Below are 13238 nucleotides of genomic sequence, written 5' to 3' on the forward strand. Positions count from 1 at the left end.
TGCGCGAGCAGGGCGTCGAGGGCGTTCGGGGTCTTCATCGCCGCTCCGCATACACCAACGCGCAGTTGGATGCAGCGCCCGTGGCCGGGTAGAACCGGGCTCCGCCATGCGCCTTCCGCCCCTGAACGTCCTGCTGTCCGCCTTCGTACTGCTGGGCACCTCCAGCGCCTGCATCGTGGAGGCCCCCGGAGGCGCCAGTCCGGAGGAGCGCCGCGCGGCCACCGTCACGCAGGTGCCCCCGCTGTCCATCAAGAGCGGCGCCAACCTGGGCGGCAAGGTGGAGGTGGTGGGCGCTTCGGTGCAGCCGGGCCGCATCCCCGCCGGGGACCAGGCGCGCGTCACCGTCTTCTTCAAGGTGCTCCAGCCGCTGGAGGAGGACTACCTCGTCTTCGTCCACGTGGAGGACGCGGACGGGCGGATGGAGCGCCTCAACGTGGACCACAAGCCCGCGGGCGGGCTGTACCCCACGACGCAGTGGAAGGTGGGGGAGACGGTGAAGGACGAATTCGTTGTCGCCCTGCCGCAGGGGGCCACGCCGCGCGCGGTGAACGTGTGGATGGGGTTGTGGGAGCCGCGCAATGACTCGCGGCTTCCCATCTCCAACCCGGAGGCGGTGCGCAACGACGGCAAGGGGCGCCTGCTGTTGGCGCAGGTCCCCGTGGGCGGATGACAGGGAAAAAAACCGGAGCGGCCCTGTAAGCCGGGTTTTGTCCCCACCCCTTTCGGGATGGGTGATGAACATTCATCTAGGGCCCTGGTTGCCCAGGGGCCTCATCAGCGAGCAACCCGAACGCGTAGGACGGGCCATCCCTGTCCTCTTTCGAGGACGCGTTCCTATTGGCTCTTGCTCCAGGTGGGGTTTACCGAGCCGTCCGAGTCACCCCGGACGCGGTGCGCTCTTACCGCACCGTTTCACCCTTACCCGCCCCCTTGCGAGGACAGGCGGTCTGTTTTCTGTGGCACTTTCCTGCGAGTCGCCTCGACTGGCCGTTAGCCAGCACCCTGCCCTGTGGAGCCCGGACTTTCCTCCCGCCATCCATGCCTGCGATGGCCGGCGTTCACCCGGACCGCTCCGGCACCCAGGGGGATACAACAGGGGCCCTCGCGGGTCCACTGTCGGCAAGGCAGGATGTTCAGGGAGCGCTCGCGAGCCCAGGAGCCCCTCCGCATGACACGCCTTCCCTTGCGTTCAACCGCCATCGTCGTCCTGTGGGCCCTGGGCTGTGGTGCCTCGGGCAGCAAGGCGGTCGTGCCCGACGCTCCGGCACCCGCGCAGGAGAAACCCGCGAGTGGAAGGGTGTGGCTGCCCGCCGGGCGCTTCGAGATGGGCTCTCCAGCGGGAGAGGCGGGGCGTGATGTGGACGAGGGGCCTCGGACCGAGTGGGCGTTCGAACGCTTCGAGATGGACGTTACGCCCGTCACCACGCGGGCGTTCGCGGCGCTCCAGGAGCAGGTGCGCGCGAAGGATCCCCAAGCGCGCTGGTGGACCGACGCGCAGACGCCCGGGACGTGGCAAGGCCGATGCAACCTGGAGTCTCCGCGCGCGGATCATCCGGTGAACTGCGTGGACTGGCAGGCGGCGCGCGCGTACTGCGAGCTGGTCGGCGGAGCGCTGCCCACCGAAGCGGAGTGGGAGTACGCGGCGCGGGCCTCGACCACCACGGCCTGGTGGTGGGGAGCGTCCTTCGACGCAGAGCACGTGGTGAGCTCGGTGGCGTGTGCCACGCGGGGCTGTGCCGGGAGCACGGCCCCGGTGGTCCAGGCCGGCGCGCGCTGCAATGCCTGGGGCCTCTGCGACATGGTGGGGAACGTGTGGCAGTGGACCGCGACGGCGTATCAGGAGCAGTTGGGGGCGGAGGAGGGGACGGTCGCGCCCTCGGACGTGCCGGAGAAGCCCGTGCATCGGGGCGGCTCCTGGCTCAACCACGTCCCGTCCCTGTTCCGGTCCGCCCATCGCGGGCTGGCGTACCCGAAGAACGGTCTGACCGGGGTCGGCTTCCGCTGCGTGCGCAGGCCCTGAGCGGTCGCCGTCCCGGAGCCTGTCGGGTTCCGGTGTTCCAGAACGTCTGGAGCCGCTCGCGGATGAATACCGTTTGAGCGGAGGCGCGGGTGGAAGCGGTCATCTTCACGGGGATCCAGGGGACGGGAAAGAGCACCTTCTTCAAGGAGCGCTTCTTCCACACCCACGTCCGCGTCAGCCTGGACCTGCTCAAGACGCGCCACCGGGAGGCCGTGCTCCTGCGTGCGTGCCTGGGCGTGCAGCAGCCGCTGGTGGTGGACAACACCAACCCCACCGTGGAGGAGCGCGCCCACTACCTCGGTGCCGCGAAGAGCTTCGGCTTCCGGGTCGTGGGCTACTACTTCCAGTCGAAGGTCGCGGACGCGCTCGAGCGCAATGCCCGGCGTTCCGGGGAGCAGCGCGTGCCGACGGTGGGCATCCTCGGCACCTACAAGCGGTTGCAGGTCCCCAGCCCCGAAGAGGGGTTTGACGCTTTGTTCTTCGTCCGCCTGTCCGCGGACGGCTTCGTCGTGGAGGAGTGGCAACGTGAAGTTCGATGAGCTGGACGAGAAGATGCGCGTCTTTGAAACCGCGCACGACCTGTGCGTGCTGCCCGGCGTCTACATGGTGGCCCGCATCGATGGTCGTGGCTTCACGCGGCTGACGAAGGAGGTGCACGCCTTCGAAAGCCCCTTCGATGTCCGCGTCCGGGACCTGATGGTCGCCACGACCGAGCACTTGATGAACTGTGGCTTCCGGGTGGTCTACGGCTACACCCAGAGCGATGAGATTTCGCTGCTCTTCCACCCCCAGGAGGACTCCTTCGGGCGCAAGACGCGCAAGCTCAATTCCATCCTCGCGGGCGAGGCCAGCGCGAAGTTCTCCCTGCTCCTGGGCGACCTGGGCGCGTTCGACTGCCGCATCTGCGAGCTGCCGAACGTGGAGCTCGTGCGCGACTACTTCCGTTGGCGCAACGAGGACGCGCACCGCAACGCGCTGAACGCGCACGGCTACTGGAGCCTGCGCCGCGAGGGCAAGGACGCGGCGGAGGCCACGAGCGCGATGCAGCGCCTGTCGGTGGCCCAGAAGAACGAGCTGCTCTTCCAGCGAGGCATCAACTTCAACGAACTGCCCAACTGGCAGAAGCGGGGGACGGGGCTCTATTGGGAGACGTACGCGAAGGAGGCCCTCAATCCGAGGACCGGTGAGCCTGTCTTCGCGGAGCGTCGGCGCATCAAGGTCGACTACGAGCTGCCCATGAAGGACGCCTACAGCGCCTTCGTCCTGTCCCTGCTGGAGGACGCATGAAACATGAGAGCTGCTTTTCGTGATTGTCCTGTTCTTTCAGTCGAACTCACGGGCGCGCATCACTGACAGGGCCGGGTGATGCGCGCACCGCCCGTATGGGGTTCCCACGTCGGGGCGACTGTCTTTGCGCGGAGGGCTTGTCTTCGCGGGGTCCTCCCCGGGGTAGGGATTGCGCCCGTCGGGCCGCATGGCGCAGGATTCCCGCCCGCGCGCCTGTTCCCCAAGGGAGCGGCGCGCCCGTTGTGAGGGGGAAGCACATGATCATTTTCGGTACCCGGCTGTACGGCAAGGTCGATGCGATTCCGGGCCTGGGCTACGTGGCGACCAAGTTCGGTCACCTCAACTTCGTGCCGCTGCTCCCGACGGAGGGATGGCTCGTCGTGTCCGAGGAGGGCGATGGGTGGAGGGGGCAGGCCATCCCCATCAGCCTGAAGTCCGTCCTGGTGGCGTGGGCACGCACGGTGTTCCTCATCGCGGGCCTGCCCAGCCTGCTCATCGGGCTGGCCATCTTCTTCAGCGAGGGGGCCGGCAAGGCCGCGATGCTGGGGAGCGTCGCCGCGGTCTGCATCGCGGGGTTGATTGCCTCCTACCGGTGGACGTGGATTACGCACGCTTCGCCGGAGCGCGCCCTGGAGATCGCCCGGCAGGCGGGCATCGGTGAAGAGGGGATGGAGCAGCTTCGCGAGCGCTACGCCGAGCCCCAGCCCGTGCCGGTGGTCGCGCCCGCGGAGCGCTGGACGCCTCCGGAGTCGTAGCCCTGGCGCCCGTCCCGGGGCGGGTGTCCCCGGGTCTGGACCGCGCGCCCCGGGTCCTTCGAGTCCTCCGCTGAAAGACCTGGAGTGCTGCTTTCATGAGTCATGTCGTCGGTATCGATCTGGGCACGACCCACTCGCTGGTGGCCGCGCTCGACGGCGCGGGCCGTCCCACCCTGTTGACCAACCGCCTGGGCCAGCGCCTCACGCCGTCCGTGGTGGGCCTGGACGCCGAGGGTCGGTTGCACGTGGGCGAGTCCGCGCGCACGCAGTTGCTCGTGCACCCCGAGCGCACCGTGGCGGAGGTGAAGCGGCGCATGGGGCGCGACCTTCCGGTGACGTTGGGGGACCGGCGCTACAGCCCCACGGAGATCTCCGCGCTCATCCTGCGCGCGCTGCGCGAGGACGCCGAACGGGCGCTGGGCGGCACCGTGACGGAGGCGGTCGTCACCGTGCCCGCCTACTTCAGCGATGCGCAGCGCCAGGCGACCAAGGACGCGGGTGAGCTGGCGGGGCTCAAGGTGGAGCGCCTGCTCAATGAACCCACCGCCGCCGCGCTCGCGTACGGGGTGGACCACCTGGACGCCGAACAGTACGTGCTCGTGTATGACCTGGGCGGCGGCACGTTCGACGTGTCGGTGCTGGAGATGTTCCAGGGCGTGCTGGATGTGAAGGCGTCCGCGGGCAACAACCAGCTCGGGGGCAGCGACTTCGACCAGTTGCTGGCGGGCTGGCTGGGGGCGCAGTTCGAACGCGCGCACGGTGTCTCGCTGGCCGGGAACCTGGCGGCGCAGGTGCGGCTCAAGGCCGCGGCGGAGTCGGCGAAGATCGCGCTCTCGTCGGTGGATGCGGTGCCGGTGCTCATCCCGTTCCTCGCGCCCGGTCGCGGAGGGGCTCCCGCCTCGCTGGAGGTGGAGGTGACGCGGGCCCGGTTCGAGGGGCTCGTCACGGATTTGATCCGCTCCACGCTCGAACCCATGGAGAGCGCGCTGCGCGACGCGAAGCTGTCTCGCAAGTCCATCGCGGAGGTGGTGATGGTGGGCGGCAGCTCGCGTGTACCGCTGGTGCGCCAGTTGGTGGCGGAATACTTCGGCCGGGAGCCGCGCGCGGGCGTGAACCCTGACGAGGCGGTGGCGCTGGGCGCCGCGCTCCAGGCCGGGCTGAAGACAGGCGCGATGAGCGCTGCGCGCGGCATCATGATCACCGACGTGTGTCCCTTCACGCTCGGCGTGGAGGTGCAGGCGTCCGCGGGCCGCGAGCGGGTGGGCGGGGTGTTCTCGCCGCTCATCCCGCGCAACACCACGGTGCCGGTGTCGCGCACGGAGACCTTCGCCACCACGGTGGAGGGCCAGCGCTCGGTGGAGATCCGCGTGTTCCAGGGCGAAGGCCGGCTGGTGCGCGACAACCTGCTGCTCGATGAGTACACCGTGGAGGGCGTGCCGCCCGCGCGTGCTGGCGCGGAGAAGGTCGCGGTCACGTTCACGTACGACATCAACGGCATCCTCAACGTCACCACCCGCGTGGTCTCCACTGGCAAGGAGGCGGTGCTGGTGGTGGACAAACGCTCGCAGCGGCTCGGGCCTGAACAGCGGACGGAGGCGAAGGAGCGGCTCGCGCGCGAATGGGGCACGGCGCCCGCACCCACGGCCCCTGTCTCCGCATCCGCGCCCGCGACCACCGACTCCGACGCGTTGCTGGCCGCGGCGGTGGATCGTCTCGCATCGGCGCCGGCCTCCGTGCGTCCCCGGTTGGAGGCGCTGTGCAACGACCTGCGCGCGGCCCGTGAGAAGGGGGACCGCGTCGCCGCGGCCCGCCTGGACGCGGAACTGACCGACCTGCTGTTCGACCTGGGCTGAGCGCGCGTGCTGCTGACGGAACTCAAGCGCGCGGTGGTGTTGCGGCCCTCGGAGCCGTCGCCCCGGCTCGCCCTGGCTGAAGCGCTCTTCCAGGAGCGCGACTTCCGTGGCGCCGGGGAACACGCGCGCCGTGCCCTGGACCTGGGGGGAGGGGAGGCCGCGCGCCGCCTGCTGTGTGGCGCCTTGACGCGCGATGGACGCAAGGCGGAAGCGCTCCGACTGCTGGAGGAGTGCGCGCGTCAGGCTCCCAGGGATCCGGCGCTCCGTGCCGAGTTCGTCACGTTGCTGGAAGAAGATCGGCCCGACGACGCGCTCGTGCACGCGCTCGAAGCGACCGAGGCCGCTCCGGGCGACCTGGAAGCCTGGCGCGCCATGGTGCGGTTGTGCGAGCGCACGAACCGGCCGGCGGTGGCGCTGCCCGCGCTGCGACGTGCTCGTGCGCTCGCCCCGGAGGATCCGCGCCTCGCGGAGGCGGTGCTCGGCGCACGGGCCGCGCTGGGACTGCCTGCGAGCACCGCGATGCTGGATGCGCCTCCGGCGGAGCAGGCCATGCAGGCGCTCGCGCTGCCCACCGCGCAGGCCGCGTTTGCTCAGGCCGGGCTCGCTGTCGGGACGACCGGGCAGGGCGCGCTCATGGAGTCGAAGCGGAGGCTGGTGGTCGCGTCCTCGGCCATCCGTTCGAGCGCGGCTGCCGCGTTCCTTCGCTCCGAACTGCTGGCGTGGGAGGGGAAGCCCTCGGCCCAGGTGGAAGCCGCGCGCCGCGCCGCGCTCGAACTGCCCGATGCGATGGGGGCCATCGCGGTGCGCCTGGGAGACCAGTTGCTCGAAGCGGGGGCCCTGGACGAAGCCCAGGCCCACTATGCCCGCGCGGCGAAGATGGGCGAGGGGGCAGTGGCCGCGGGCCGCGAGGCGGAACTCTCCGAGCGCCGTCGTGCCCTCGCGCGCGACTTCGACGGGATGGGACGGGTAGGGGTGCTGGGCTGGCATCCGCGCGGCGGACACGTCTCTCCGCTGGAGGCCGTGGCGGTACCGGGCCGGGGCGTGCTGCGGTGCAGTGGCCGCGTGGGGCCGGAAGGGCAGGAGGCCGCGGACGTCGCCTTCAGCGTGCTGCGTGCTCGCGCGCCCGCGCTGGGCCTGGGCGAGCTCGTGGCCCGCTACGACCTGCACCTGCACTACACGGACACGGAGGTGGGCAAGGACGGGCTGTCGAGCGGTCTCGCGCTCTCGCTCGCGGGTCTGTCCGCGTACGCGCAGCGCCCACTTCCCGCGAGGCTTGCGGTGACGGGCGAGGTGACGCTGTCCGGCGAGGTGCGGCCCGTGGGTGGCGTGCACGAGAAGCTGGTGGCCGCGTACCTGGAGGGCATGCGGATCGTGGTGCACCCCCGGCGCAATCTGCAGGACGTGGCGGCGCTGCCGCCCGAGGTGACCGGGCGCCTGCGCCTGGTCGCGGTGGACACATTGGATGAGGCGTGGCGGGTCGTGCGTGCGACCGTCGACGCGCCGGGAGCAACCCGACGGTGAGCAGCGAACCGCAGCAGAACCCCTACACCGTGCTGGGCGTCCCGCGTGACGCGGATGCCCGCACCATCAAGAAGGCCTACTTCGACCTCGTGCGACAGAACCCTCCGGAGACGCATCCGGAGGTCTTCAAGCGCCTGCGCGAGGCCTACGAGCTGCTCTCCGATGCGGAGGCACGCCAGGCCTGGGATGCCACCTCGGACGTTCCGCTGGAAGGGGTGGCGGCGGAGCAGGCCGAGTGCATGGCGGCGGCCGTGGAGGAGTTCAACGCGGACAACCACGCCACGGGCCGCAGGCTGCTGAACACCTTTCTCGCCGACCATCCGGACGCGCACGAGGTGCGCACCCTGCTCGGCAAGAACCTGCTCTTCGAAGGCTATCCGCCCGAAGCGCTCGTGGAGTTCGAGCGCGTGCTGGAGCAGCGTCCCCAGGACTGGCAGGCGCGCCTGCACCGGGGTTGGGCCCTGCAACGCCTGGAGCGTCTGAAGGAAGCGGCGGATGACTACTGGCGGGCCGGAAAGCTGGGCCCCACCGAGCTGGTGCCCCGCGTGGCGCTGGCGGACTGCCTGGAGCAGATGCGGCAGGTGCCGGATGCGCTCGACGTGCTCGCGGAGGCGCGGAAGCTGCCGGGCCTGAAGCAGATGGACGTGCTCTCCCTCACGGTGCGGCGTGCCGCGACGATGCTGGAGCACGGGCTTGGCGCGGACGCGGCGCGAGAGCTGGACGGGCTGGAGGTGGACGTGCCCGCGAACGCGGATCCGGAGCTTCGCCGATGGACCGCGGGCCAGCTCTCCGCCGCCGCCGCGAACCTCTTCGCCCAGCAGAAGTCGGAGGCCGCCAACGCGCTGCTCGAGCGCTGCCAGCGGTTCAATCCCACCAGCGCGACGGAGGGCGTCTTTCCGGTCCGCGTCGACCTGGACCTGGCCGCGCTGTCGGACGGTGCCCGGCAGTGGCTGCGCGCGGAGGCCGAACGCAACGAGGGAGGGCGCACCCTGAAGACGTGGGCCATCCCGGTGGCCTGGTTGGTAGGGCTGGGAATCGCCACCCTCTTCTTCTTCGTCGACTGCTTCCGCGCTCCCGAATCGCGCACGGAGTTCGACTGGGCCTGTCGCGCCGTCTTCGCCGCCGGCCTCTGCGCCTCCACCCTGTTCGCGGCGCGAATCCTGCTGCACACCCTCGACAGTCCCTTTGGCGACTTCCACGTCGTCCACCCGCTGCACCTGGTCCAGGTCCTGCGCAATCACGTCACCGTGTGGCCGCTCGTGCACCTGACCGACATCCAACTGATGGATCACCACAACAACGGCCGGTACACCCACACGGCTCTGGAGATGCGCTTCAGCCGACGGCGGGTGGTGCTGCGGGTGCGCGGCAGGCAGCCCGCGGAGGCGCTCGCCCAGGAGCTGAGCGGGCGCCGCCGTCGCGTGTTGGAGCTGCTCAACCGGGGGATGCTCGATGCCGAGAGCGGCGTGGAGCATCTGCCCGCCGCGCTGCTGGCGCGTGGCACGAAGGGCCATGTGCGCGCGGAAGGCGCGCTCCCGTCCTGGGTGGGTCTGGGCCTCACGGCCGCCGTCGCGGTCCTGGTGGTGGTCGCCGCCGCCGTGCCCCATCGGCGCGCGGCGGATGCGCATGTGTGGGGGCTGGCCCGGAACACGCGCGACCTGGGACCCACGCTCACGTTCCTGCGTGACAGGTCCGGCTCCGACCTCGCACCCCAGGCGCAGGCCCGCGTGGACGCGGAGCTGGCCCAGGCCCGTGCCCGGATGGAGACGCGGTTGGACGAGGGCAGTGGCACGGCCGCATCCCGTCCGTTCTTCTCCAGCCTCCTGGACGCGGTGTCCCGCACGCACAGCCGCCGCGTCGTGGTGGAGATGTTGGGGGTGGAGAAGTCGGACTCCCGGCCAGAGCTGCTCGTGACCGCATGGCAGCGGATGGCGGATGAGGCGCTGGGCAAGGACGTGCTGTTCATGGACTCGGCCCGGGCCGCGGGGCGCGAGGGGCCTCCCGCCGCCACCCTCCGCGTGCGACAGCAGGTGCGTCCCCTTGCCGCCAACGGGACGGAGGACCCGGCGGTCGAATTGCTCTGGGCGGTGACGACCGAGGGGCTCGGCTCCGTGGCACCCCTGGCGCTCACGGCCCGGGGAGTCTCCGCGGAGGATCCGGTCGCGGCCGAAGCGCTTCTTCACACCTGGGTGGAGCGCTGGCATCTGCCCGGCGCCGGCACGCGCCGGCCGCTGCTGTTCACGAACTCCCTGCTCGCCCAGGAGGCCTCTCCGTGAAGCCCTCTCCGAATTCGCTCTGGAGTGACCTCCTCCTGCTTCTCGCGGTGGTGGTGCTCCCGCTCGTCCTCGTCCTCCAGGCGCCCGGCGTGACCCGCTCCGAGACCGTGTACTTCGTCAACGGCCTGGACGTGCCCGTCCAGATTGTCGCCGGTGACAACCGCTTCGACGTGCCCGCCGAAGGACGCATCAAGCGCGAGATCCGCCAGGGGCTGGTGGACGTGGACGTGAGCGTGAAGGGGGCTCCGCTGTCCCACGACACCGTGTACGTGACGGGCGACAAGGATGTTCGCGTCTACAACGTGCTGGGCGCGGCGCCCCTCTTCACGGCGGCGGTCCACTACACGAGCTCGAAGAATCCCAGGGACTCCGGGGTCGTCCCGCAGCCCTTCGCCGGCGCGACGTTCCAGGAGTTCGAGGACGTGGACTACACCTTCACGGACCCGCCGCAGACCTTGTCCACCGAGCGCAAGCACGGCGTCATCACGAAGACCCAACTGGGAGTGTTGCCGGGCGGCTGGAAGATGACGCTGCGCTTCCTGTTGGCGCGTGAGCGGGTGGCGGACGCGGGCCGGGTGGCGCAAGCGCTCCTGCGTGCCACCCCCGACGCTCCGGAGCTGATGGAGGCGACCAGCGTCGCGATGCTGGCGCTCGAGCAGTCCGAGGGAGTCCTCGCTTCGACGGCCGTCGCACGCGAATGGCGTGACGCGCATCCGGACGACTTCAACGCGCATCGGTACTGGGCTCGGCAGATGCGGCGCGCCGGGCGCAACGAGGAAGCCCGGGCCCACTACGCGAAAGCGCTCTCCCGTGAGCCGGATTCGGTGCTCCTGGCCATGATGCTCGCGCGGACCGAGCCCGGGCCCCAGGGGACGGCGCGACTCGAAGCGCTCCGGCGCGCCCACCCGGAGTCGTCCCTTCCGCGTTGGGGGCTCGCCGTGCGCTACACGCGCGAGCGGCGCTGGGCCGAAGCGCTCGTGGTGCTGGATGCGATGGAACAGGACGAGCCCCTCTACGAAGTCTTCCTGGAGGCGCACGTCAGGGTGCTGGCCGCATTGGGCCGTCGCGAGGAAGCGCTGCGGCGACTCTCCAAGCGGCTGCTCGAAACCGAGAATCGCTCCATCGATGGGGCCGACGTGCTCCTGTACGCGCGTTTGCTCGGGCACAGCACACGCAAGGGTGACTCCGGAGACCTGGAGAAGCTCATCGCCCGCGGCATGAACGGGCGGGACGAGGACGTGCTGCGTACGTGGCTTCAGGCGTCGCTCGGCGAGACCGAAGTCCGCGCCCTGCCGCCGGACAGCGCTCCGAACGATCCTGCCGTGGTCGCGGTGCGGATCCTCACCGCGCTCGCCAAGGGCCCGGAAGCCGCCGCACCCCTCTATGCCACCGCGACCGTGGCCAGCTTCAGCCGCGTGGGAACCGAGGCTGAAATCCTTCTCGCCGCGGAGTTCGAGCGACTGGGCGACTCCGCGCTGGCCGCGAGGGCCCTGGCTTCGAGCGGGCTCGAGCTCTCGTTCGAGGAGCTGCGGGATGCGGTGCACGGCGCGCGGACCGTGGAGTCGCTGGACACGTTGGACGAAAACGAAAAGGCCGCGCTCCATCTGGTCGTTGCACGGAGGCTCGCGGCCTCGGGGGCCAACGCCAATGCGGACAAGGCCTATGCGCTCGCGAGGCAGGGCGCGCGGTTGCCCGGTCCGGTCGCCACCGCGCTCGCGCGCTGGCCCGTCCCGGTGGCTTCCGGGAGCGTGGTGGGGGTCGGTACGCCCTGAGGTGTGAGGGCCGCCGGAGTGCCTGGGTCCCGGGCGCTTCGGCGGCAAGGGGCCCGCGAACCGGAAGCGCGCTGCTTCCGGGCCTGTCGGCGGGCTACATCCGCTCGTCGATGGCGCGGTTGCTCATCTCATCCGCCTCGGCGTTCTGCGCGCGGGGCACATGGACGAGCTTCACCTTGCTGAACGTCTTGAGCAGCTTCTGCGCCTCCTGGAAGAGGGGCTTCAGCGTGGCGCTCTTCACCTGGTAGCGCCCGTCCAACTGCCGGATGAGCAGCTCGCTGTCGGCGTACACCTCCACCTCGCGCGCGCCCAGCGCTCTCGCGTGCTGGAGTCCCAGGAGCAGCCCCATGTACTCGGCGTGGTTGTTCGTCTGGTGCCCCAGGAACTTGCCCAGGCGCGCAATCACCACGCCCTGCGTGTCCATCAGCACCGCGCCCGCGCCCGCGGGGCCCGGGTTGCCGCGCGCTGCCCCGTCCGAATAGACGCGCACGCGTGTCGGCCCTCCGCCCGGGGCGATGGGCGCGGCGGACTCCACGGTGGGGGAGGGGGCCACAGGCCCTGACCCGGCGGCCGGCTCCAACGCGGGCTCGGAAGGAGCCGACACGGGCGGGCCTTTGGCCAGCGCGTCGGCGGCCTCGTCCAGCAACTGGCCCAGGTGCTCGCGGGTGAGCCCGCGAAAGGCGCGCACCGTCGCCGTCAGAGGCTCCTCACGTGCGATGTGACGGAGGAGGTCGACGAGCGAAGGGGGCGGCATGGGCTGAAGCGACCTTCGGCAACCGCGCCGCTACTTCGCGGCGGAGTCCGGGGCCTTATCGAGCGCTTCGATGGCGAAGATGATGCGGTTGCACGAGGGGCACACGTCGGTGCCCAGCGAGGTGCGCAGCGCGTTGTACATCTGCGGGGGCAGGTTCATGTTGCAGCCCTGGCAGGTGCCGGCCACCACGCCCACCATCGCGGGCAGCTTCTTCTTGCGGATGACCTCGTAGCGGCGCAGCAGCGTGCCGTCCACGTTCGCGGCCACGTCCGCGCGGCGACCTTCCAGCTCCTTCACCTGAGCATCGGACTCGCCCAGCTTCCCGCGCAGCTCCGTCATGCGTCCCGACAGGCCCTGCAGCTTGGTGGCGTACTCCGCCTCCTTGCCCTTGATGGCCTCGCGAGCGCCGCCCAGCTCCTTCACCTTCTCCGTGAGCGCCTCGGACTGGGTGAGGATGCCCTTCTTCGCGATATCGATTTCGCGAGCGAGCGCCGAGTACTCACGCGTGGAGCGCTGATCGGACAGGCGCGCTTCCCACTTCTTCACCTTGTCCTTCTCGTCCGTGATGTTCTGCTCGAGCAGGGCCTTCTGCTTCTCCAGGTCCGCCACGCGTGTCCGCTCGGCTTCGATGCCGTTGCGCGCGACGCCCAGCTCCCGCTCCAGATCGGAAATCTGGCGGGGATGCACATCCGCCGCCTTCCGGAGCGAGGCGACCTCGAGGTCCACCTTCTGCAGCTCCGCCAGGGCCTTCAGTTTCTCCCGCAAGTTTGCTGCCTCCCAACACGGCCGCACCGACGCGCGGCGCGACTCTTGTACCAACAAGGGTGCTGGGGTTCCAACGCCCAAATGGGCGACCTTCCATCCCTGCGCTTTCCGCCTGCCCCTCCAGCGTTTGAATCCGCTTCACGCACCCGTTAGACGGGGCGGGTGCTCCCAACGCCTGTCCGAAGCCTCCTGGCCCCTGTCCTCCTGCTCGCCGCCACCGCCTGCCGCGAGCCCC

11 protein-coding genes and 1 other RNA gene are annotated in these 13238 nt (G+C 70.4%); 9 read left to right on the plus strand and 3 right to left on the minus strand.

Going from position 1 to position 13238, the window contains the following annotated elements; translation table 11 throughout:
- Window positions 1-106: 106 nt before the first annotated feature.
- Complete coding sequence (locus D7V88_RS31050; protein WP_120544241.1) at window positions 107-670, plus strand: hypothetical protein; 564 nt, start codon at window positions 107-109, stop codon at window positions 668-670.
- Window positions 671-680: 10 nt separating this feature from the next.
- Here D7V88_RS31050 and rnpB read toward each other — a convergent pair.
- Window positions 681-1074: RNase P RNA component class A (gene rnpB / locus D7V88_RS31055), an RNA gene on the minus strand.
- Between the two features lie 94 nt (window positions 1075-1168).
- Between rnpB and D7V88_RS31060 the strand changes: the two genes are divergently transcribed.
- The 8 genes from D7V88_RS31060 to D7V88_RS31095 all read left to right on the plus strand — a co-directional run bounded on the left by D7V88_RS31060 (window position 1169) and on the right by D7V88_RS31095 (window position 11484).
- Window positions 1169-2020, plus strand: coding sequence for a formylglycine-generating enzyme family protein (locus D7V88_RS31060; protein WP_158625192.1), 852 nt, complete (start codon window positions 1169-1171; stop codon window positions 2018-2020).
- An 89-nt stretch (window positions 2021-2109) separates the two neighbouring features.
- Window positions 2110-2559: an AAA family ATPase gene (locus tag D7V88_RS31065; RefSeq protein ID WP_120544243.1), complete on the plus strand. Its 450-nt coding sequence runs from the start codon at window positions 2110-2112 to the stop codon at window positions 2557-2559.
- A complete protein-coding gene (locus D7V88_RS31070; RefSeq protein ID WP_120544244.1) occupies window positions 2546-3307 on the plus strand; it encodes a tRNA(His) guanylyltransferase Thg1 family protein in 762 nt (253 codons plus the stop codon). Before D7V88_RS31065 ends, D7V88_RS31070 begins: the two co-directional genes overlap by 14 nt.
- A gap of 257 nt (window positions 3308-3564) precedes the next feature.
- Entirely contained in the window at window positions 3565-4062 is a 498-nt protein-coding gene (locus D7V88_RS31075) for a hypothetical protein (RefSeq protein WP_120544245.1), read from the plus strand.
- A gap of 95 nt (window positions 4063-4157) precedes the next feature.
- Complete coding sequence (locus D7V88_RS31080) at window positions 4158-5915, plus strand: Hsp70 family protein (RefSeq protein ID WP_120544246.1); 1758 nt, start codon at window positions 4158-4160, stop codon at window positions 5913-5915.
- 6 nt (window positions 5916-5921) lie between these two features.
- A complete protein-coding gene (locus D7V88_RS31085; RefSeq protein ID WP_120544247.1) occupies window positions 5922-7436 on the plus strand; it encodes a S16 family serine protease in 1515 nt (504 codons plus the stop codon).
- On the plus strand, window positions 7433-9712 hold the full coding sequence (locus D7V88_RS31090; RefSeq protein ID WP_120544248.1) for a J domain-containing protein: 2280 nt from the start codon (window positions 7433-7435) through the stop codon (window positions 9710-9712). Before D7V88_RS31085 ends, D7V88_RS31090 begins: the two co-directional genes overlap by 4 nt.
- Window positions 9709-11484, plus strand: a complete 1776-nt coding sequence (locus D7V88_RS31095; RefSeq protein WP_120544249.1) for a tetratricopeptide repeat protein — start codon at window positions 9709-9711, stop codon at window positions 11482-11484. Before D7V88_RS31090 ends, D7V88_RS31095 begins: the two co-directional genes overlap by 4 nt.
- A gap of 94 nt (window positions 11485-11578) precedes the next feature.
- Here the strand turns inward: D7V88_RS31095 and D7V88_RS31100 are convergent, their stop codons facing one another.
- Together D7V88_RS31100 and D7V88_RS31105 are read right to left on the minus strand one after the other, a co-directional pair.
- On the minus strand, window positions 11579-12238 hold the full coding sequence (locus D7V88_RS31100) for a ribonuclease HI family protein (protein WP_120544250.1): 660 nt from the start codon (window positions 12236-12238) through the stop codon (window positions 11579-11581).
- Window positions 12239-12268: 30 nt separating this feature from the next.
- Window positions 12269-13003 carry a zinc ribbon domain-containing protein gene (locus tag D7V88_RS31105; RefSeq protein ID WP_120544251.1) on the minus strand — a complete coding sequence of 245 codons (735 nt, stop codon included), beginning with the start codon at window positions 13001-13003 and terminating at the stop codon, window positions 12269-12271.
- Window positions 13004-13238: the final 235 nt, after the last annotated feature.

Source organism: Corallococcus terminator (genome assembly GCF_003611635.1).
In the GTDB taxonomy this organism is placed as follows: Bacteria; Myxococcota; Myxococcia; order Myxococcales; family Myxococcaceae; genus Corallococcus; species Corallococcus terminator.

Excerpts from the sequence above, each read along its gene's own strand:
- D7V88_RS31050 (WP_120544241.1), top strand. The coding sequence starts at position 107 with ATGCGCCTTCCGCCCCTGAACGTCCTGCTGTCCGCCTTCGTACTGCTG.
- D7V88_RS31060 (WP_158625192.1), top strand. The coding sequence starts at position 1,169 with ATGACACGCCTTCCCTTGCGTTCAACCGCCATCGTCGTCCTGTGGGCC.
- D7V88_RS31075 (WP_120544245.1), top strand. The coding sequence starts at position 3,565 with ATGATCATTTTCGGTACCCGGCTGTACGGCAAGGTCGATGCGATTCCG.
- D7V88_RS31080 (WP_120544246.1), top strand. The coding sequence starts at position 4,158 with ATGAGTCATGTCGTCGGTATCGATCTGGGCACGACCCACTCGCTGGTG.
- D7V88_RS31100 (WP_120544250.1), bottom strand. The coding sequence starts at position 12,238 with ATGCCGCCCCCTTCGCTCGTCGACCTCCTCCGTCACATCGCACGTGAG.